The following is a 21,066-nucleotide window of genomic DNA, read 5'->3' on the forward strand; positions in this document are numbered from 1 at the left end:
GAGCGCTCCCCCGGCGCTACCCTGGTGACATGACGAACACACTGACCCTGCACCAGATCTCTGTCTCACAGATGGACAACAACTGCTATCTCCTCGTCGCCGGTGACGAGGCGCTGCTTATCGACGCCGCCGACGACGCCCCCGCCCTCCTCGCCCTCGCCGAGCAGGCCGGCGCGAGGATTACCGCGGTGCTGACCACCCACCGTCACCCGGACCACCACCAGGCACTCGTCGAGGTGCTGGCGGCCACCGGTGCGACCCACTACGCGCCCTTCCTCGATGCCCCGGCGCTGCCCGCGGAGGTCGATGTGGAACTCAACCAGGGGGATGTCATCGATTTCGCCGGCCATGAGCTGCCGGTGTGCATCCTGCGCGGCCATACCCCCGGTGGTGCGGCCGTATCCGTGGAGATCGACGGGCAGACCCACCTGTTCGTCGGCGACAGCCTCTTCCCCGGGGGACTGGGCAAGACCACCTCGGAGAGCGACTTCGTCCGGCTGTTCAAGGACGTCAAGGAGCGCCTCTTCGATGTCCACGACGATGACGCCATCGTCCATCCCGGCCACGGCACGGACACCACCCTGGGGGCGGAACGCCCGCACCTGGATGACTGGTGGGCCCGTCGCTGGTGACAATTCGCCGCTAGACTGGGGCACGCAGAAAAGACGCTGAAAACATACGAAGAGAAGCAACCGAGGAGCACCATGATGATCCGCAAGATCGCCCGCCCGATGATTGCATCGGTCTACATCGCAGACGGTGTCGACAGCCTGCTTCACACCGCCGACCACACCGAGAGCGCTGAACTTCTGATCAAGCGCACCCGTTCCATCCTCCCCCGGGAATACGCACGACGCATCCCGCGTGACCCGGAGCTGGTGGTCCGCGCTGTCGCCGCCACCAAGGTCGGCGCGGGCGCGACCCTGGCCTTCGGCTTCCTCCCGCGGGCCTCGGCCGCCGTGCTCGCGGCGACCTCCGTGCCGACGATGCTGGCCCGCCACGCCTTCTGGGAGACCCAGGACAAGGCCGAGCGCAGCGCCCGCCGTTCCGGTTTCCTGACCAACCTCGCCCTGCTCGGTGGCCTGCTGATCACCTCGGGTGACACCGCCGGCAAGCCGGGTCTGAAGTGGCGCGCCAACAAGGCCGCCACCGTGGCCAACAAGAAGGTCCACCAGGCGCTGCCCACCAAGTCGGAAACCGAGAAGGCCACCGACACCGCACGCGACTGGTTCGAGGACGCCTCCGAGAAGGTCACCGAGTACGCCAGCCGCGCGCAGGACTACTACGTCGACCACAAGGACGAGTGGAAGGACACCGCCACCGCCACGGCTGCGGCCGGTGCCGCCGCGGCAGCCGGCGCCGCGCAGAAGGCGCAGGGTTACTGGGCCGACAACAAGGACGACTGGCTGGACATGGCCCGGGAGAACACCCAGACCGCCCGCAAGGGCATCGTCAAGGCTGCCGCCCTCGCCCAGGACAAGGCTGATGAGGCACTGGTCGCCGCCGACAAGAAGTCCGGCCGCGCCGCGAAGCAGGCCCGCAGGAGCGCCGACAAGCTGCAGGGCCGCGCGGACAAGGCCATCAGCAAGGCGCAGAAGAAGATCGGCAAGATGTAGCCCCCGAGCTGCTCAGCCGTTGCACTCGGCGGGCCCGGTCCCTGATGTGGGGACCGGGCCCGCTGTGTTTCTCGTTAAGGCTCCAGGAGAGTTTTTCCGGGGGCGTGGTCTCCCTCGATCCGGAAGCCGAAGCCCTAACTCAGAATTTCAGCATGTGGTGACCGGCAACGATGGCATACAGCTCGGATATCTGGAAGAACGTCAACACTCACCAGATCCCGGGCATGACGCACCCGGAACTCCTATCCAGCAGCGTGCACGTCTTCTGGGATAAATCCCACCGGCCTTCTTCTTAGACCATAGAATTATCCCGTCACGCACAGATAAAGCGCCTCGAAACCGACCTAGATTACTGCCCCATCACCAGATAAATCGACTCGAAACCGACCTAGATTACTGCCCCATCACCAGATAAATCGACTCGAAACCGACCTAGATTACTGCCCCATCACCAGATAAATCGACTTGAAACCGACCTAGATTACTGCCCCATCACCAGATAAATCGACTCGAAACCGACCTAGATTACTGCCCCATCACCAGATAAATCGACTCGAAACCGACCTAGATTACTGCCCCATCACCAGATAAATCGACTTGAAACCGACCTAGATTACTGCCCCATCACCAGATAAATCGACTCGAAACCGACCTAGATTACTGCCCCATCACCAGATAAATCGACTTCCCATCGGTCACGAAGCAACGTCACCCACACCGCCCTGACTGAAAGAGCTCCCCCTGATGAATACCCGTCGTTTTCTCCTTGCGCTCATAGGCACGGTGTCTCTTGCGCTCGCCAGTTGTGCAGAAGACCGTAGCGCCGAGAACACCACAACCCTCACCAACTCCCCCACCTCGTCTTCCAGCAGTACCTCTCCCGCTAGCAGCCAGGAGACAACCACCTCCGAGTCCTCCACCACCGCTGCCCCGGAAGCTTCAACAGTGGATACACCGCCACCGGTGCCAGCAGAGAACGCGGCGCCCTTATCCCAGCAGGTCGCAGTCCCGACCTTCGTTGAATGTATCTATGGTGGTGGATCCTGGACCAGCAACGCACTGCTAAGCGATGGCTCCTATCAATGGGCAGCCGAATGTCAGCAGAAACTCGATGAACAACGTGCGCAAGCGCCTTACCAATGTCCCCAGACCGATTATTTTGTCCCGGACCCCTGGTACTGCGACAACCAGTCTGTCCCGTGGTCCGTGCCCCCGCCTTCTGCCCAGGAGACTCCGGCCTACCTCCTCCCGGATTCAGCCGAAGAAATTGCTGGGAAGACGTGGTGGAGTGACTGCGTGGCGCATAACACCGTCGAATACTGCCGCTCCACAGACCCTTACGTCAACGGTTGAGAGATCTCACGACGAACTGACAGTGAGGCAACCGCACTCGTCGAGCAGTGTCACGCCCTTGGGCACCATCATAGATACACCACGCTAACGGACGTCACCACCGCGGTTCCTTCCGGAAAGACGGCGAGATCTTCGTCGATGCCGGCCAATCAAGGACCTGTCCGGCCTTCTACCTCACCGACGGCACCGTCATCCGGCTCGGGGTGTCCTCGGCGAAACACGGGCAGACGATCATGGACAGCCTCGAACATCGCCGCCTCCCACTCTGACGCAACAACCCGCAGACTCCCCTTCCACCGGTGACACGGGTATCCTGGATCATCCGTTTGTCTCAGGGAGGTAATTCACAGGTGAGTGAAATCGCGAAGGAACAGGCCTACGTCGACGACCTCTTCGCACGACTCGACGAGGAAGTCTCAGCCGCCAATGAGAGGCTGCGCCAGGTGCAGCTGGAGGTGGACCCCGCGAACCCTGACGCCGATGCACTGATCAGGCGTGAGACGGAGTACCACGGGCTGAACTCCAAGCTGGACCGGCTCAACCTGGCCCAGCTGGGTCTGGTCTTCGGCCGCATCGACATCGAGTCGGAAGATCCTGAGAACCCCGTTCCCGGTCAGCCGGGGTTGGACCGACGCTACATCGGCCGCATGGGGCTCGACGTTCGAGAAGAGGGCTACCGCACCCTGCTTCTGGACTGGCGCGTGCCTATGGCCCGTCCCTTCTATCTGGCCACCACCGCACAGCCGGAGGGCGTGACGCTGCGCCGCCACATCCGCACTAAGGGCCGCGAGGTCACCGGCGTGGATGACGAGTGGCTCTCCGGCGAGCACGCCGGCGAGGGCCGCGATGGCGTGGGTGGAGAGTCCGCGCTCGTCACGGCGATGAAGGCCGCGCGTACCGGCCACATGAAGTCGATCGTGGAGACGATCCAGCGCGAGCAGGACCTGATCATCCGCGATGAGACCCGCGGCGTCATGGTTGTTGAGGGGGGCCCCGGCACCGGCAAGACGGCCGTGGCGCTGCACCGGGTGGCCTATTTGCTCTACACCGCACGTGAGCAGCTGTCGAAGTCCGGTGTGCTCATCGTCGGCCCGAACCCGACCTTCCTGGACTACATCTCCCGCGTCCTGCCGGAACTCGGCGAGACGGGTGTGGTGCTCTCCACCATCGGCGACCTCTACCCCGGTGTCCGCGGCGCCGCGCCGGAGTCGCTGCTGGCCCGGGAGATCAAAGGTTCGGAGGAGATGGTCACCATCCTCAAGGAGGCTGTCCGCGCCTACGAGACGCTGCCCGAGGATCCCATCGAACTCCCCCATGGTTCGCTGCGCCTGAATGTCAACCCCGCCATGGTCAAGGCCGCCCGCACCCGTGCGCGCCGGTCGCGTCGCCCGCACAACGAGGCCCGCGCCGTCTTCGCGGAACACTTCATCGAATTGCTCGCCGAGCAGCTGGCCAAGAAGATCGGTGAGGACCCGCTCGGCGGGGCCAACCTGCTCTCCCGCGCCGACATCGACCAGCTGCATGATGACCTTGCGGAGGAACCGGGTGTGGGGCGACTCATCGAACAGTTCTGGCCCGAGCTCACACCCGAGGATGTGCTGCGTGACCTGCTGGAAGACCGCGATGCCATCGACGTCGCCGCCGAAGGCTACGACGACGAAACCCGCGATGCCCTGTGGCGCCCCGAAGGTTCCGACTGGGCGGCGTCCGATGCGGCGCTTCTCGACGAGCTCGCCGTCCTCATCGGCCTGCCCGACCTCGACGAGGCCGCCGGCACCACCGAAGAGGACATCGAGGACGCCCAGGACCTGCTGGACATCCTCGAATCCTCCGCCTCCACGGATGATGATGACCTCGGCGACATCTTCGAGGGTGAGCACCTCGCCGCCACCGACGTCATCTCCGCGAAGGAACTGGCCCAGCGCCAGATCGTCCGCGATTCCCGCTCCACCGCAGAACGTGCCCGTGAGGACCACCAGTGGGCCTACGGCCACGTCATCGTCGACGAGGCGCAGGAGCTCTCCCCCATGGAGTGGCGCATGGTCTTCCGTCGTAGCCCCGCCCGCTGGATGACACTTGTCGGCGACACTGCCCAGACCGGCTCCCCCGCCGGTGTGGACACGTGGGCGCAGACGCTGGAGCCATATGTGGGCAGCCGCTTCCGCCACCACGAGCTGACGGTGAATTACCGCACCCCCGTGGAGATCATGGAGGTGGCCAACGCAGTGCTCGAACAGATCGACCCGGACGCCACCCTGGCGGTGGCCATCCGCGAATCTGGTGTGCCCGTGTGTTTCCTGGAATCGGATGCGGAATGGAAGACCCCGGAGGAGGGCCTGACCAAGGTCATCGACGCAGGCAACGTCACCGGGATCAAGGGCCTGGAGTTCGACCACGTCGTCGTGGTGGAGCCGTCCGAGATTGTGGAACAGTCCCCGCAGGGTTGGCAGGACCTCTATGTGGCGGTCACCCGGGCGACGCAGACGTTGACGGTGGTGGGACAGCTGCCTTTCTAAGGTTAGTGCGCTAAGAATTGTGCGGATAAGCAATCACCGCAAGGAGATCCCCTGTCCGCCCACACTGTGGTCTTCACACCGCATTGACGGACACTGATCACGTGTGCTGTGACATCGGTGCTGGTCCTGTCCGGATGCTCCACGACCGGCAATGACACTGGGAGCACCCAGACGGAAACCACAACGAGTGATCCCGGCGGCGTGGGGAACGTCGAGCCCGCGGCCCTGAAGGTCCTGCCCACCACCATCACCGCCAACCTCAGCCTCTGCCAGGAAATGGATGGCCAAGGGGCCTTCACCGCTGAAGTGCAGCAGCCGGTCCCGGAGACCTTCTGCATCTGGAGGGACGAGAACCTCCCCCACACGGATGAGAACATCAACCCCACCTCCCAGACCCTCAGCTTCAGCGCCGCCGATTGAGGTGATCGGCCACATCGAAGCAATCGAGGCCGCGGACCCCGAGGATCCCCTGTCCCAGTCCTTCGGCTGGGAGGAGATCTGGAGCGAGGGCAGTCCCGGCCGACCCCGCGTGGCGGTGTACCACTGGCCCGACGGCGCGGTCAGCAACGTCAAGCTCCTCTACCCCGAAGACAACTTCGCCGCCCGCTGGCAGGTGACCTCGACTGTGACTCCGGAGGAGGGCAGGAAGTTTTTGGTGGGGTTGGGGGTGTTGTAAAGGTCATCTGCACTACTTCATAAGTTGCTCTTGCAAACAGGAGATTCTTAGTTCTCCGCTCGGAATGTGCAGAAGCGCCATATAAACAACGGTGCGTGTGGTCTCTTGACCACCCCGCCAGAACCGAACGCATGATCTACTTACATAGGGCGTGGTCGGGTATGCTGTCAGAGTCATAGATACCGGGGAATGGGAGATCATGAACACCGCAGCCACCGTCGAGAAGCTCACCAAGCTGCGGGACGAAACCGAAAAGTTCCTGGATGCTCTGGAGAAGCTTGCGGACTTCTACGAAAACGACGTATCCGCCTTCGGCGTGGTCCTTCAACAAGGAAGCGTCCTGTTTGGAAAGCGACCATGGTGCCCGAGCACAGATCCTCGCCCAGAGCTGAGCAGGATGGCGCTCGCTGTTGACCAGCATAAGGGAATGGCAATGCTGGCGGTGGAGAAAACCGCAGCGTACCTTCCCTCGAAAGACGGGCCCATCAACTGTGCGGAAAACTGGCGAGATGTGTTCGTAGACGGCAACCGCCTCACGTTTTACCACGTTCAGTCCACAGTCCTGGATGCGAAAAGCACGCTTGATGCATGGATCTTCGAGCACGAATTCCATGTGGAGTCCATGGGGCCGCCAGTCAACGATCTTCATCCGGTGGTGTGGTCACTAGCGGAGGGACGTTGGAACCGAGGCAGCTATGCGGATGCGTTGAAGCAGGTCGCCCAGGGACTAGAAAATCACTGGAAGCAACGTCTCAACTTCTACTCCGAGACGGGGCATTCATTCTGGGCAAGCCGCATCTACAGGGAGAAACTCGTTGGTGGTGGCCCAAAGGAGTCAAAGTTCCCGCAGCTCGTTTACCCATGTTCGGGAAACGCTGACACCAACATCAACAACCGTGACGGGATGTTCCATCTGGCGCTGTCTCTCCACAAGCTGTCTCGAAACACGTTCTCACATTCCACCGAGGACGTGGATCAAACGATCGCGCTCGGTTACCTAATCTCCTACAGCACACTCGCCACGATGCTAGACGCATGCGAGATTCATTCGAAGAACGAAGATGAGGAGTAAGCCGTGATGAAGAACCAGAACCTAGCCATATTCTCGGTTACCCCCGATAGGAGCTACCTGGACGTATTCAAACTCGCCTTGGCGTGGATAGAGGAACGCACCGACGACTACGTGATCAAGGCGTTCTCGATGGGTGGGTTGAACGAAGCCCATATTCCTAGGACCGTCCGAGACAAGAAGATCGAGAAAATGCGAAAGGACGAAACAGAGTCACGCGCAGCCATCTTCCTCTTCATCAACCATCCGCTCGAGTTCTCTGATGCATTAGACAAACCGACCGCCTTGGTTACCCGCAGCATCGGCGAGTTTCACGAATACATCCATGCGAAGAAGCCCCAGCTGTTTGCCATGGAGAAAGAGCTAAAGGAGCTGGGTGAACCGCCAGCAGACATCTCCCCAGAGGCATGCGAAATACTCGGAGCTATTGACGCTGAATATCAGGGCTATGGGAGATCCCTTCATGGCAGTAGTACATCCACGAGGCATGTCAAGAACCATATCCGGGAGCTGAAGCGCCTCCCCACGGCTCAGGTACCCACCAAGGAACAGGTTGCCTATTGGCTGTGGACCCAGGATTGGGAAGGGAACGGTGTCCGAGAGCTCTTGAGCTACTGGGAGAAAACGAAGCGCTAACACCACTCCCTACCGACCACTGGATCACCAGAACACCGCTACCGGAAGCACGTCCCTACCAGTCTGGCAGAAAACCATCGTCTCCAAGGAGGCCCTAATGTCCACACAAACCCTTGCCTCCCCACCACGTTGGCGGATACTGCTCACCGGTGCCGTGGCATCGGTGATGGTCCTCACCGGCTGCTCCACAACTGGGAACGACGCCGAGTCCCCGGAGCAGAGCCAGGCCGAGGCGGTACTGCCTGCCACGATCACCGACAATCTCAGCCTCTGTGAGGTACTGGTGGGCGGAGGTGCACTGACCGCCGAACTACAGACAGATGTCGAGGAGACGTTCTGCATCTGGGATGACGAGAACTTCCCCCGCGTCGAAGAGGACATCAACACCACCACCCAGACCCTCAACTTCGCCACTGACGCCGAGGTGGTCCGACACATCGAGGCAATCGAGGCCGGCGATCCTGAAGACCCCGTCTCCCAGACCTTCGGCTGGGAGGAGATCTGGAACGACGGCAGCAACGGCAAGCCCCGCGTGGTGGTCTACCACTGGCCCGCGGGCACAGTCGCCAACGTCAAGCTCGCCTACCCCGAGGATGACTTCGCCGCCCACTGGACGGTGCAGACCACCGTCACCCCGGAAGAGGCGAAGGAGTTCCTGGCAGGGCTGGGGGTTATGTAGAGAGCGGGTGCGAGAGGCAGCTCTCAAACAAGTGGGCGACAGCACCCCCAGATTCCGGCCATTATGTTGCCCCCGGTAGATATCCTGGACCTGTAACCACCTGAGACCAGGTCCTGAGCTGATAAGTGCCGGACACCGAGGAGTAACCATGGGTTTCCAGACCCCGATGTACACGTTGTCGCAGTATCTGGAGGAAACCCGTGCCGGGAAGATCCAACTGCCGGATTTCCAGCGCGGCTACAAGTGGGACGATGAACGGATCCGTCAGCTGCTCATCACGGTGCTGCGTGGCCACCCGATGGGCGTGGTCATGCTTTTGGAGACCAATAATGCGCTGGTCCGCTTCAAGCCCCGCCCGGTCAGCGGCGTGGAGCTGACACCCGGGACCGAACCGGAGAAGCTGCTTCTGGACGGCCAGCAGCGTCTGACCTCCCTCACCCAGGCCTTGACTGGCGACGGCATCGTGCATACCAAGGATGCACGCGGCAAGCTGCTGGAACGGCGCTACTTCGTCAACATGGCTGCTGCCCTGGAAGACGTCAACCGGATGGATGAGGCAGTCATTTCCGTACCCGCGGATGGCGTGATCCGGAAGAACTTCGACCGTGACATCGTCCTCGATCTGAGTACCCCGGACAAGCAACGGGAGGAGGGCTTCTTCCCGCTCAATCTGCTTTTCGACGCCACCGGGTCCATGCAGTGGCTCTTCGGCTGCGAAGACAAGGATCTCGCTTTCGCGTTCCAGGAGAAATTCGTCGCCCAGGTAGGCAAGTACAACATCCCCGCCATCGAGCTCGATGCAGACACTGACAAGGCAGCCGTGGCTACCGTCTTCGAGAAGGTCAACATCGGTGGGTTGCCCCTCAACGTCTTCGAGTTGCTCACCGCAGTCTTTGCCGGTGATGCTGCGTACTTCGATGAGACTGGCTCCGACTTCCGGCTCAACGATGACTGGCAGGAGACCAAGCGTCTATGGTCGGACTACCCGGTGTTGGGTGGTGTGGAGAACACGGACTTCCTCCAGGCGGTGACGATGCTGGCCACTCGTAAGCGCCACCTGGCCAGCACGTCTTCCCGTCCGCCGGCGATCTCCGCCAAGCGTGAGGATGTGCTGAAACTCGATCTCAGCGAGTACCTCGAATGGCGCGATCCCCTGCGTGAGGCCTTCATCTGGGTGTCCGGTTTTCTGGCGGACCGGCATGTGTTCAACCGCCGTGATGTCCCCTATCCCAAGCAGCTGGTGCCACTCGCGGCCATCCGGGTGGTGCTGGGGCAGAAGGCCGACCTGCACTCGGTCAGTGCGAACCTCTCCACCTGGTTCTGGTCCGGTGTGCTCGGTGAGCTCTACGGTTCAGCGACCGAGACCCGCTTCGTGCGTGATATTGAGGGAGTCCCTGCTTGGACCGTGGACACGTCCTACCCCACCCCACGCACCGTGGCTGACGCCAACTTCGTGGAGTCCCGTCTGCATTCCATGCGGACAAGAAACTCCGCCGCATACAAGGGAGTGGCGGCGCTGATCATGGCACGGGAATCACGGGATTGGATGGAGAATAAAGCCTTCGGAGCAGTCCAACACAAGGATATGGCCGTCGATATCCACCATATATTCCCGCAGAAATGGTGCAATGACAACGGCATCGATGATGAGCACCGCGAGAGCATCGTCAATAAGACGATGCTCAGCGCCCGAACGAACCGGGTGATCGGTGGCGTCGCACCCTCGCAGTACCTGGCGAAAATCGAACACCAGGCCGGGATCTCCGGTGGGGAGCTCAACGAGCTGCTCGAGGCCCACCTAATCGACCCGAGGTGTCTGCGCGCTGATGACTTCTGGAGCTTCTTCACCAACCGCCGAGAACAGCTCTGCCTGCTTATTGAGTCTGTCCTGGACAAGAACGTTCAGCGCGATGTCAGTCAGGGCATTGCAGCTGAGGATTCGTCACACTTTGAAGAAGGTGCATTCGATGAGATCCCGGAAGGTGAGGAGTAGAAGAAGATCCCGGCTAGGACAGTTGGATTAAGTCCTCCTGCCCTATCCAGTCGGGGCACACCCTCAGCTGTCCTCCACCTCTGCAGCATCAATGCTGATGGCGTATTCCTTAGCAGGAACGTGGACCCGCCACTGATAGATTTCCTGCCCTTCGTTGATCGGACGGTGTGGCGAGTTGAACGCCAGTGCAACGCCAACTTCTCCATTTTCAAAGTTGGGAGGAGTCCACTCCCCCGGAGCCCTCAATCCCGGTGTTTTCTCCGGATCTCGGTCATCAAAGAGCGTCAGCAAGACTGCTCCCCTCGCTTGCGCAACCATAGGATCGAGGTCAAAAGGTTCGGGCAGTTCGAGGTTCGAGAACTTTCCTCCCAACTGATCACCGAACTCCTTCCAGTCTTCCGGCTTGATCACGGTGGATGGGTTGCCAGCCGCAATGTTCTCTAGGGCATAAGCATGCTTACGGTCGGTACCCGTGATGTCGTGGCGGCCATCTCGTCGATTACGAGTAACGAGCGGAACTGGCCAGTCGATACCAGGAACGGTGATTGTGCGCGTCGCCTTAGATTTTGGAGTCGGCAGCAGAACAGCTACTTCAGCAAAATCTGAGTTTTCCGGAGATGCATGCCTGCCAGTACCAATCAAATCCCGTAGATACTGGATACGCGGGGTGACGTTATTTTCCTTATATGCAGCACCCTCGTACCAGTTCATCTTTTCAAGTAATTCGATAAAACTCAGAGAGTTAATGGCTCCTGCATGAAGCTTCTGAAAACCAGCAGAAGGCTTCGGGGCGCCCGACCGGGCGCCTTCGAGTCTGAAATAGGCGAAATCAGACGGAGTGCGAGTGAGAGATCTCAACAGTGGAATTGCCACATTGACAAAGTTCGCTTTCAGTTTCCCGCGTTGATTCCGATCAGGAATGCTATTCAGCTCCACCACCCGGGGCGCCGATGCCGTTGCCCCCAGATAGGCGTTGAACATCTTGTTCCGGCTTGTCGGTTTGAGATCCGGCAACGACTGGTGGACAAGTGGCGCTAGATTCATCGGAGTCAGCTTCGGCTGACCACTGTCGTTGAGGTCAGAATAAACCTTGATATTGTCGCGGAAACTCTCTTCGTCATTCATCGCGGCTTCGAAGGCTTCCGCGAGGCTCGGCGGGCAATACAGACGAACCAAGTCCTGGTATCCCTTGCGGAACCCGAACCACCGGCCAGTTTGCATGAGTGTATCTGCGCCGCCAGCTCGTCGACGGAAGTAGCTGACCGTCAAGCCTTCGACGGTGTAGCCACGGGACAACTTGGCCCCTCCCACCAGAACCTTCCAGACTCTGCCCATTTCAAAGTTCGGGGAGTCCTTCCCCTCTGTGTCAACCTGCAGAATCGGAGCGTCGTCCCGTTGCACATCGTTGGTGATTTCTTCGACTGCCTCGAGGATGAAGGGTTTGAGATCATCGAAGGACGCTGGGACAGAGTACCCGTTGTTGTATCGATCCAGCCTCATGCCCGGCAGCACATCCGATTGATAGAGCTCCTGCAATTCATCCCACGCTCCGCCCAAGCCGTACATGCGCTGAGACCAGATTTCGCTGAGTGTCTTACGTGCATTGGTATGACTGGTGGTGTGTACAGCTTCATGGACGAGCATCGTGTGATGCTTGAAGCTAAGCCCCTCGTGTTGTTCCTCCCGGTACTTCTTGATGCCGCCGGTGAGGACGAACATATCGAGGGCTTCTTGAAGCTCATCTCGTCGAAGCGAATCGTAGAATTCTTCGCTGATCTGGTTTTCTTCTACCAGTTCCCGGATGAGCGCCTTGCTGTTTGAGTTATCAATTGTGGCGTCTTCTGGGTTATCCGCAAAGTCCATCTTGTCGTGGAACCATTTTGCCCCCTTATACTCTGGGGGTTCATTCAGCATCAGCACATAGTGCCGTGGATACAAGTCTTGAGGATCTGCCGGGTCCACAAAGACATTCGCGAAAGGCGTCGCGGTGTATCCGATGTACTGCGAGCGAGGGCAAATCGACAACAGCCTGGTGATTTGTTCGTTGACAGCTGTCCGTTCGAGTTCCTCACCCGACTTCTTGCTGCGGTTGTCCTTCGTGTTGATTGAGGCCTGGTCAGACTCATCATCAATAATTAGAGTGGGCAGATCAGCAATTACTTTGCCGCTACGGCGAGCACGCTCGAGATCATTATTCAGCTTATCCAGGACAGAAGCATTCTTCTTCACCACTGCCACCAAACACGGCATGTTTGCCAGGTTCTCGGGATCATGCACCGCACCAGTACGGGGATCATCAATGATGATGGGGTTGGCTCCTCCACCCGAACCGAGATAATCATTTACCGAGGTTGTCAGACGACGAATACGTGGAAAGCCCGGGGTACCCATACGCTCGCCATGGACAACGAAGCCTTGTCCCTCGGTTTCCCAGTCATATTCCCACTCAATGTCATCATTGAAGTAGGTTTCGGCCTTGAGCTCCCGGTCACTGAGCTTGTTTTCATCTCGTCCATCAAGCACCGCTTCTCGGCCGAAAAGCTCCTTGTCCAGGCGACGTTGAGTCTGGTTCCGGAGGTTGTCCAGTGTGCCCGCAAGGATGATAACCAATCTATAGCCGGCATCGATGGCTTTGGCAGCGACGGCAGTAAAGTTCGCTGTCTTACCACTCTGCACATAACCCACGACCAGACCGCGCGAGGAGACATAGTGTTCAGCGGTAGGGTCCTCAATTCGGCGGAGGACCTCTCGTGCCTGGTCATTGACGGTCTTGATCGACTCCGCTCCCCACCCCTTCTTGTTCAACACCCGGACGTAATCGTTCCAGAAATTGGCGTTACGATTCTCAACCTCAGGGGTGTACCAGTCCTGAAATTCCTCATCAACGATGACCATTGGGTCGGGTTCGGGCATACGGTTGAGGATCTCGGAACGAAGCTCTGTCAGGCCCAGCTGTTCCAAAACCCAAGTCATTCGCTCGGCAGAAGACGCTGAGGTATCAGTCACCGGCTTAATATTGTCACCTTCAAGGCTGCAGGCCTTGTCTATGAATGCGATCAACGGTTGCACTTCAGCCTCTGAGCCCGCTGTGACGAACTCGCGCAACTCCCCGACATCAGCTACCACGTCCTGGTTGTTCTCTAGTCGCCAGAGCAGTGGTTTGAGAAGACGAATCCGTTCAAGGCGCAACTCATCGAGAAGTGCCTCGTGTAGCTCTTCAAATCGATTTGTCATGTGGATTGAATCCCTTCTATAAATACAATATTAGGGTTGATTAATCGAAAAGGTGGTCTGATTTCCCAGAGGTTTCTTGCTGCCGCATTTCTTCAACGCTGGCGTTGATAATAGCGGTCCACAGCTCGACATTCGCCTGGATCTTGCTCGTGTACCGACCCGAGCCAATGGCCTTGTTGAAGAGTAGATACAGCAAAGACTTCAACACGGGAGCATCATTGAGGCGCCCACGGCCGTCGTTGAACAACTCACGATCGTTCTGGTTGAGCACCAGAGTGTTTCGCGCACGATCAATGCGGAGGAAATCACCCTCCGGTATTCTCTCCCAGACGATGTTCATCGGTTCATGGGAGGCCAAGGTTGCCTCATCCTCGATGACGTCCCTGATTGAGGGTGCCATCCCACGACCAGCTTCAACCAGTGGATCAGCATTGCTGTTCTTCTGGTTGGAGGCGCGGACAACCTCTGCTGCATCGGCAAAGACATCCTCAAGGGAGATCCCCGGGTTGTCAGGATCCCGGAAACGCCCCAGGAAGCGGTGGAACCCCTCCCTCAAGCGGACCGAGCTTTTCTGCGGGCTGACGGTAACGTGCTCGTCGAGTATCCGCGGATCTGAGACCTCAATACGCAGGAGCTTCAGCTGCTTCTTCTCTGCTTGATACCCGCTCCATCCACCCTGAGTGATCAGACGGTCATGATCGTAGAAATAGAAGCCCTGATGGCCGAGTTCGTCCTTCTGCTCCAGGTGAAACTCAGGAGCCTTGGAGTAGTTTCTCCACAGATGAGCTGTAATCTCGGGGCCATCCTCGGCACCGTCCAGTGTCAACCGCCGTGGGTAGTCAGGATGCCCGGAACGTCGGTACCCCAACGGATTGATCGGACGAGGTTTCGTCGTGGGCTCCAGCAGTCGATCATCCCACTGCGCATAGAACAGCAGCTTGACGGCTCCACATTCGAGGAAGCGATGGTAACGAATCGCCATGTGCAACCGGATCCGCTCCAGCGTACGAGTGGCAAAAACCCGGGCCTCATCGTCATTCTGCCCCTTGTAGGCGGAGATGAGGTCTTTCCAGATGATCGAGGTGCCGTGACGAGCATCGTCAAGTCCCGATCTCAGATTCCAGACGTGGTAGGCCGATCGCTCATACAGGCGTCCCACATCGAAGGAATCCTTGGAGAGTTCATAACCGTGCGGAGCTGAACCCTTAGTTCTTGACACGATGGTGGTGTGCTCCGCGTTAGCAAAGGAGCCTTCTTTCAGACCCATGCCGTAGCGTCCGATGTTTCTTTCCGAATGGCGTTCATGCCCACCCACTCGAAGCACGCGTTCCATCTTTTCCGGAGTCATGCCGATGCCGTCATCGTGGACACCAATCTGCACAAGCCGGAGGTTCTGCATGTGCAGAACGATCATGATGCGGGTGGCCTGGGCATCGATGGCATTGTCAACGAGCTCATCAAGCCCGGTCTCCAGCGAATGGTTACTTCCCAGCGCATGGTTGATTGCCTCAGTGGGCGGAAGCGAAATTGTCGCTTCAATTTCCGGACTGATCAGTGGACTCTCGTCAAAATGTGTCATCGTCGGCTAGTCCTCGTTCAGGGAATCGACGATGCGGACTGTTTCCACCGCGACGCGGGTGACCTTGGCGATGAGGTCGACGATGTAGCGTGGGTTGCCCACCTCATCTGCCCAGTCATTGGGGTCGTTGACGATGCCCGAGGCTTTGTCCTTTTTCACCTGGTAGCGGTCGATGATCCACGCCAGGGCGGAACGAGCTCCGAGCATGTAAGCGTTAGCATCAGCCGGAATATCCCGGATGGTCACCTTAGGGTTGTAGATCATCGTGGTGTGATCATCGACGTTCTTGCCTGTCTCCGGGTCCTTCTTCTTCGCCCACTTCAGCTTGGTCACCCGCCAGGTCTCCCGGTCCTGCGGGTCAGCCGAGGGCTTAACATCCACGGTCACGGGGAAAGGCTCGACATCCTCATAGCCTGTGTGCAGGTCCATCAACTCCCGGCCGGCAGCCGCTAGTTGATCAAAACGAGCCCGGTCCGTCGGGGTTTCAATGTGTGGGAGCATCTTCTTCAGATCCGCCGCATACGCTTCCCGGTAACCCGGGTCATGCAGCTGGCCGTAGACGAAGTAGAAGATGTCGTCCTTCGACACATCCGCACCGAGTGCATCCCGGTACAGGCCCAGGATCTCGTCGGTGATGTTGTCGACCCTGCGGTAACCGTCGAGGACCTCGCCCTCGGCACCTGGTGCGCTTATCGACGCCGCCGTGCCCCCTCCGAAGTCCAGCTCACCCTCGGGTGCTGCGACGGGTTCCCAGGTCCAGCGGGGGAAAAACTGGCCATTTTGTCCTGCACCAATCATCTGTATGTCAGGAAGATGAGTGCTCGATAGGAGAGCAAAGTCCTGAGTGGCGCCGACTCCCAGTACATAAAAACCTATGTTGTCATGATTCGGAGTGGGGAACATCGACGGCAGCTGGTAGATCATGTCGTTGAGTTCCCGATTGAAGTAGGCCCTCATCGGAGTAAACGGCCGATACAGAGACCTCGTCAGGGAGCTGGCCTTGAATTCGATGTCCTTGTCTCTGGCCAGCAGGTTCTTCAGGCTACGGTTCCAGGAGATTGTGGTGGTATCCGCCAGATCCGGGTTGTCCTGCAGGAAACGGTTGACATCCGCTTCTTTCGGCGACTGCACCCCTGTGGTTCGGCTCCAGTCATGGAAGCGCTTCCGTGCCGCTTCATAAGTGCTCAACAAGGTTTCGATGTTGTCAGTAACCTGCGCGGTGGTCTGCCCATAGCACCACGCATCACGAGCGGTTTTCAAACCTGCGGAAAAATTGCGGAAAATAGCTGTTGCAGTGGGATTCTTCTTGTCGCCGAGAACCGGCCAGATTCCGAAATTATCGGAGCGTTGATTGATCCAATCACCATGGTTGTTCGGGGTGATCTCTTCCCACAGGGTCGAGGCAATCGTGGAGGTATCGATGATCTCCAGTTTCTCCGCAGTAGTCAGATAGTCGCCGACATCCCGGTAGAAGATCCGGCACCCAATTGAATCCTTCTTCTTCACCCCAACAAAGATTTGGATTCCAACGCGTACGTTAAAAACGTTTCCTCCCTCCCGTTTAGCCAAATCACCGGCTGTGCGTGAGTTTCCGCGCAGGTTGAACACGTACAGCTCGGAGTAGTCCTCCGCCAGGCTCAGACGCACACCGTCACCGGTGTTGGCGTCGATCCACCCACCGTTGGACACGAACGCCACCACGCCTTCCTCGACCCGGTCGGTGGCCCAGCGGAAGGCACGCAGGTAGGAGTCGTAGAGGGAGTTCTTGTTCGTCGCCGTGGACTTCGCCGCATAGGTCTGCTCGATGCGGGTGTCCAGGGTCGGGTACTTCAGGTTCGCGTTGAGGTCATTCGCACTGGTCTGACCGACGGAGTAGGGCGGGTTGCCGACGATGACGTGGATGGGGGTGGTCTTCTGCCGGGTGATCCGGGCATTGTTCTGTTCGAAGACTTCCAGGTCCAGCTGGTCACCGTCCTCATACACCTGGAAGGTATCGGCCAGGACGATCCCACCGAAGGGCTCATAGTCGGGTGCTTGCTCCCCCTCGCGGAGAGCCTTCTCGTGGAGCAGTCCGTGGTAGGTCGTCTCGATGTTGACCGCTGCGACGTAATAGGCGAGTAACATGATCTCGGTAGCATGCAGCTCTGCAGCGTACTTGCGGGCCAGGTCATGCGGTTCAATCAGCCCCGACTGCAGCAGGCGGACCATGAAGGTGCCAGTGCCGGTGAAGGGGTCAAGCACATGAACCCCCTCATCGGTGAGTCCACGGCCGAAATGCGTGCGGGAGACCTCATCGGCGGCACGGAGGATGAAGTCAACGATCTCGACCGGGGTGTAGACGATGCCCAGAGCTTCGGACTGTCGGCGGAAGGCCTTCTTGAAGAAGCGTTCGTAGAGGTCCTTGATCACGGTCTGTTTGCCGGCAGCGGAGCTGACCTCGGAGGCACGCACCCGGACCGAGGCGTAGAACTTCTCCAGCTTCTCCGTCTCAGCATCCAGCTGGGAATCCCCCAGGGCATCAACCATGCGCTGCATGACCCGAGACACGGGGTTATGGGAAGCGAAATCATGCTCCGCGAACAGGGCATCAAACACCGGAGCGGTGATCAGGTGCTGGGAGAGCATGCTGATGGCCTCGGCCTCGGTGATCGAGTCATTGAGGTTGCCGCGCAGCCCCTCGACGAAGCGCTCGAACTCGGCTGCGACGGTGGGGTCGGCGGCGTCGATAAGCGAGGTGATCCGGGTGATCTGAGCGGCGGCGATGTCGGCGACATCATCAGCCCAGTCCTCCCAGTACTCGCGGTCACCGACCTTGTCCACGATCTTGGTGTACATCGCCTCCTGCCATTCTTCCAGAGAGAACAATGCCATCTGAGTAGCAGCTTGGTTGCGCTCTTCGTCGGTCAGCTCGCCATCTCCCGAGCTGACCATGTCGACCTGGATCTTGTCGGATAGGGCATCATCTCCGGGATCTTTAGTATCCGCCTGGTTAAGTACTGCAGAGTTGACGATGGCGTTAAAACGGTCGTCATGGGCACGCAACGCGTTGAGAACCTCCCACACGACCCGGAACCGCTTGTTGTCGCTAAGCGCAGCAGAAGGAGAAACCCCGGCAGGAATAGCAACTGGCAGAATGATGTAGCCGTAGTCCTTGTCCTCAGTCTTGCGCATCACCCGGCCCACCGACTGGACAACATCGACGATGCTGTTGCGCGGGTTGAGGAAGAGCACTGCATCGAGCGCCGGCACATCCACACCCTCGGACAGGCAGCGGACATTCGTGAGAACCCGGCATTCATTCTCCGGGACATGGGCCTTGAGCCAGCTCAGCTCCTCATTGCGCTTGAGCGCGTTCATCGTGCCGTCGACATGGTGAGTCCCAAGCTCAAGATCCAGATTCTGCTCATCCGTCTCACCAAACACAGCCTTGGAGCGCAGCGAGTCGGTGTACATCTCGATGATGGTCGGAGTGATCTCCGCGATGTTCCGGGAGGTCTTGATGTCCTTGGCAAAGGCGACCGCACGCTGCATAGGCTTGTCGGTTTTGCTGAAACCACCTTGCTCGCGGCCGGAACGTTTGGCCAGTGCCGTCCAGCAGCCGATCAGCTTGGAGGTGGTGTCAAGGGTGATCTCCCCATTCGAGTTCGCCGCCGACTTCTGGACAGTCTGTGCTGCGACTTCTTCATCGACGCCGATCACCAGCACCTTGTAGTCGGTGAGCAGGCCCTTCTCCACAGCTTCACCGAATCCCAGGCGGTGGAATTCGGGTCCGAAGACGGCTTCATCATCCATGGACGCGATCTCCGCGGAATGATCATCAGCCTTGTCCTTGACCTTGTCATCGTAGAGCCGCGGCGTCGCCGTCATGTAGAGGCGACGAGCAGACTGGACGTAGTCGGCGTCATGAATACGCGTGAATGCAGACGGCTCCTCTCCAGCCAACGTGATGCCGGTTGTTCGGTGTGCCTCATCACAGATGACCAGGTCAAAGGCGCTGGCCCCGCGCTGCTGAGCTTCATGCACAGCCTGCAGGGACTGGTAGGTGGTGAATACGACCTGCAGCCCCTTGGCACGTTTACCGCCCTTGGACAGCTGCTCGGCCAGGTACTCACCGTCGGTGGTCACCGGGATTTCCAGCTCGTGGGCCTTAATATCCTCGGCTGCACGGGACACCTTGGCGTCAGAGCACACGGCGAACGGGCGGATATCCATCGTCGAGTTGGCGCTCCACTCCCGCATCGACTGCCCCAGCAGTGAAATCGACGGCACTGCAAAGAGAATGCGGGCCCGACCCCCCTGCTTTTCGGCCAGTTCCTCGGCCAGCTTCAACGCCGTGAAGGTCTTGCCGGTACCACACGCCATGATGAGCTTGCCGCGATCGTGGGTCTCAAAGCCGGTGAATACCTTGTCGATGGCCAACCGCTGATGCGGGTGAGGCTCAAACTTAGGCTTGAGATCCATGTTGACCGTGAACTCAGAGCCCGGCCACGCGACATCCCACTTGATCGATGAATCTGAGATCGCGCCTGTACCGATAACCTGCACCGGGATGGTCTGGTCCTCTACCGCCTCTTCAGCCTTCGAGGACCAGCGATCCGTGGTGGAGACAATGATGCGGTTGGTGAAGGTTTCTTTACCGCGCTCAGTGGTGAAGGACTTGCCGGACTCGGTGAAGAAGCTGTCCAGGTCACCCTTCTGCAGATAGCTCGAAGGGGCGTAGAACTTGCACTGAATGGCAGTCCAGGTGTGGTCGTCGCGGTTACGGGCGACGATGTCGATGCCGGAGTCTGTGCGTCCCCCGTTGTAGGGCCACTTGCTCCAGTGGTAGACCTCGTCGTACTCGCTACTCATCAGCGGATCCAGCTGGAAGTAGCGGACCATCAAGTGCTCGAACCTCAGGCCAGCCTCAACCGGGCTACCCATCTCATTGAGAGCAGAAACCACATCACTGAACGTTGACATGGAACCAGTCTCTCAGATGGTTCCTACGTTGATGGCTTTGACCTCGAACAAAAGTCGGAACCTATGCGACTTTTCCAGACAATTACGTAAACGGCTCTTCGCGCTTCGGAGTGGGTAGCTGACCACCGGGCGGGGCTCAGGGTGTCACAACATATAAAGGATTATGCTAACGTCGTCATAATCTCTTCTATGCCGTGCATCTGGCGGCCCACAAGCTCGACCTCGTGTCGGCAGCGACTCCAACGGGAGACCACCGGACGCCGTGTCCGAGATCGTGGCGATCGAGTCAGCGATCGACCGGTCGGCCCCACGTGGGGAGCCACACGACCCGCGGCGCAGGCGTTGGGCCACGATCACCGGGGCGGACTCCTTTGTGGTGGCCGTGGCCAGCAGGGCATTGAGTCTGCGGATACCGGAGTAGCCGAAACCGGCGCCTTGTTTCTGGTGTCTGTGGACTTCGATGATCGTGTCGTCGACATCAACGAAAACGTATCCGTTGCCCTTCTCACCTGCCGTGGGGACGGGCACCAGGGCCGGTTGCAATGGCCATCCGGTGATGCTGACGAGCGCGGACAGGCTCGCGGTGTCCGCCAGGCGCATGATGTGGACCAGTCCGGCGGTCGACACGAGGGTGGGGTCATCGAAGGAAATGGATATGGCTGGGGGTGTGAGATAGTTGCACCTGTGAGGTGCCTTTCTGGCGGGGTAATCAGGACTCTAGACAAGTTTGATTCTCCCAGTTCAGAAGGGAAT

The 21,066-nt window shown here is 59.1% G+C and carries 12 protein-coding genes and 1 pseudogene; 9 read left to right on the plus strand and 4 right to left on the minus strand.

What is annotated here, in order from left to right:
• Positions 1 to 29: 29 nt before the first annotated feature.
• From EAH68_RS00120 to EAH68_RS00160, 9 genes are all read left to right on the plus strand, one after another.
• Complete coding sequence (locus tag EAH68_RS00120) at positions 30 to 632, plus strand: MBL fold metallo-hydrolase (RefSeq protein WP_126119296.1); 603 nt, start codon at positions 30 to 32, stop codon at positions 630 to 632.
• Between the two features lie 75 nt (positions 633 to 707).
• Complete coding sequence (locus EAH68_RS00125; protein ID WP_126119499.1) at positions 708 to 1,616, plus strand: DoxX family protein; 909 nt, start codon at positions 708 to 710, stop codon at positions 1,614 to 1,616.
• A 1,703-nt stretch (positions 1,617 to 3,319) separates the two neighbouring features.
• Positions 3,320 to 5,485, plus strand: coding sequence for a HelD family protein (locus tag EAH68_RS00130; protein ID WP_126119297.1), 2,166 nt, complete (start codon positions 3,320 to 3,322; stop codon positions 5,483 to 5,485).
• Positions 5,486 to 5,686: 201 nt separating this feature from the next.
• The gene (locus tag EAH68_RS00135) at positions 5,687 to 5,905 is read left to right on the plus strand and encodes a hypothetical protein (protein WP_126119298.1); all 219 of its coding nucleotides are present in this window, start codon (positions 5,687 to 5,689) and stop codon (positions 5,903 to 5,905) included.
• Position 5,906: 1 nt separating this feature from the next.
• A complete protein-coding gene (locus tag EAH68_RS00140) occupies positions 5,907 to 6,161 on the plus strand; it encodes a hypothetical protein (protein ID WP_126119299.1) in 255 nt (84 codons plus the stop codon).
• A gap of 199 nt (positions 6,162 to 6,360) precedes the next feature.
• A complete protein-coding gene (locus tag EAH68_RS00145; RefSeq protein ID WP_126119300.1) occupies positions 6,361 to 7,233 on the plus strand; it encodes a TIGR02391 family protein in 873 nt (290 codons plus the stop codon).
• A 6-nt stretch (positions 7,234 to 7,239) separates the two neighbouring features.
• On the plus strand, positions 7,240 to 7,866 hold the full coding sequence (locus EAH68_RS00150; protein WP_126119301.1) for a hypothetical protein: 627 nt from the start codon (positions 7,240 to 7,242) through the stop codon (positions 7,864 to 7,866).
• Positions 7,867 to 7,963: 97 nt separating this feature from the next.
• Positions 7,964 to 8,545 (plus strand): hypothetical protein, encoded by a 582-nt coding sequence (locus EAH68_RS00155; protein WP_126119302.1) that lies wholly within the window; start codon positions 7,964 to 7,966, stop codon positions 8,543 to 8,545.
• 148 nt (positions 8,546 to 8,693) lie between these two features.
• Entirely contained in the window at positions 8,694 to 10,538 is a 1,845-nt protein-coding gene (locus EAH68_RS00160) for a GmrSD restriction endonuclease domain-containing protein (protein WP_126119303.1), read from the plus strand.
• A 63-nt stretch (positions 10,539 to 10,601) separates the two neighbouring features.
• Here the strand turns inward: EAH68_RS00160 and EAH68_RS00165 are convergent, their stop codons facing one another.
• The 4 genes and pseudogenes from EAH68_RS00165 to EAH68_RS00180 form a co-directional block, all read right to left on the minus strand.
• Positions 10,602 to 13,772 carry a Z1 domain-containing protein gene (locus EAH68_RS00165; protein WP_126119304.1) on the minus strand — a complete coding sequence of 1,057 codons (3,171 nt, stop codon included), beginning with the start codon at positions 13,770 to 13,772 and terminating at the stop codon, positions 10,602 to 10,604.
• Between the two features lie 40 nt (positions 13,773 to 13,812).
• Positions 13,813 to 15,351, minus strand: a complete 1,539-nt coding sequence (locus tag EAH68_RS00170) for an ATP-binding protein (RefSeq protein ID WP_126119305.1) — start codon at positions 15,349 to 15,351, stop codon at positions 13,813 to 13,815.
• 6 nt (positions 15,352 to 15,357) lie between these two features.
• The gene (locus EAH68_RS00175; RefSeq protein ID WP_126119306.1) at positions 15,358 to 20,313 is read right to left on the minus strand and encodes a DEAD/DEAH box helicase; all 4,956 of its coding nucleotides are present in this window, start codon (positions 20,311 to 20,313) and stop codon (positions 15,358 to 15,360) included.
• Between the two features lie 273 nt (positions 20,314 to 20,586).
• Positions 20,587 to 20,995, minus strand: a pseudogene (locus EAH68_RS00180) (IS1380 family transposase); the annotation flags it as partial.
• Between the last annotated feature and the right edge of the window lie 71 nt (positions 20,996 to 21,066).

The organism is Corynebacterium hylobatis (assembly GCF_003955685.1).
GTDB classification, from domain to species: Bacteria; Actinomycetota; Actinomycetes; order Mycobacteriales; family Mycobacteriaceae; genus Corynebacterium; species Corynebacterium hylobatis.

Coding starts and splice junctions, on each gene's coding strand:
- EAH68_RS00120 (WP_126119296.1), top strand. CDS start 30: ATGACGAACACACTGACCCTGCACCAGATCTCTGTCTCACAGATGGAC.
- EAH68_RS00125 (WP_126119499.1), top strand. CDS start 708: ATGATCCGCAAGATCGCCCGCCCGATGATTGCATCGGTCTACATCGCA.
- EAH68_RS00145 (WP_126119300.1), top strand. CDS start 6,361: ATGAACACCGCAGCCACCGTCGAGAAGCTCACCAAGCTGCGGGACGAA.
- EAH68_RS00150 (WP_126119301.1), top strand. CDS start 7,240: ATGAAGAACCAGAACCTAGCCATATTCTCGGTTACCCCCGATAGGAGC.
- EAH68_RS00155 (WP_126119302.1), top strand. CDS start 7,964: ATGTCCACACAAACCCTTGCCTCCCCACCACGTTGGCGGATACTGCTC.
- EAH68_RS00160 (WP_126119303.1), top strand. CDS start 8,694: ATGGGTTTCCAGACCCCGATGTACACGTTGTCGCAGTATCTGGAGGAA.
- EAH68_RS00165 (WP_126119304.1), bottom strand. CDS start 13,772: ATGACAAATCGATTTGAAGAGCTACACGAGGCACTTCTCGATGAGTTG.
- EAH68_RS00170 (WP_126119305.1), bottom strand. CDS start 15,351: ATGACACATTTTGACGAGAGTCCACTGATCAGTCCGGAAATTGAAGCG.
- EAH68_RS00175 (WP_126119306.1), bottom strand. CDS start 20,313: ATGTCAACGTTCAGTGATGTGGTTTCTGCTCTCAATGAGATGGGTAGC.